A 512-nucleotide genomic window follows, 5' to 3' on the forward strand; every position below is an offset into this window, starting at 1 on the left:
TGGAGGCGCACGGTACGGGTACCCGGTTGGGTGATCCGATCGAGGCGCAGGCGTTGCTGGCGACGTACGGCCAGGACCGTGAGACACCGCTCTATCTCGGCTCCATCAAGTCGAACATCGGCCACACGCAATCAGCCGCCGGCGTGGCCGGCATCATCAAGATGGTCCTCGCCATGCAGCACGGGGTGCTCCCGCGGACGCTGCATGCCGAACAACCCTCCACACGTGTCGATTGGGAATCAGGATCGGTCGAGCTGCTGACGGAACCCACGGACTGGCCGCGAGCCGGCCGTCCCCGTCGCGCTGCGGTTTCCTCCTTCGGCATGAGTGGCACGAATGCGCATGTGATTTTGGAGGAGGCGCCGGTTTCTGAGGTGGTTCCGGGGGTGGGTTCGGGGCCTGTGGTGTTTTCGGATGTTCCGGTGGTGCCGTGGGTGTTGTCGGGGCGTTCGGTGGGTGCGTTGGGTGAGCAGGCTCGGCGGTTGGGTGAGTTTGTGGGTGGGCGGGGTTTG

Annotated in this window: 1 protein-coding gene; it reads left to right on the forward strand. The window is 65.4% G+C overall.

Annotated elements, in window-relative coordinates:
- On the forward strand, positions 1-512 hold a 512-nt coding region (locus LPA41_RS40880; RefSeq protein WP_229076875.1), incomplete at both ends, for a polyketide synthase.

The organism is Actinoplanes sp. DH11 (assembly GCF_020873875.1).
Classification (GTDB): Bacteria; Actinomycetota; Actinomycetes; order Mycobacteriales; family Micromonosporaceae; genus Actinoplanes.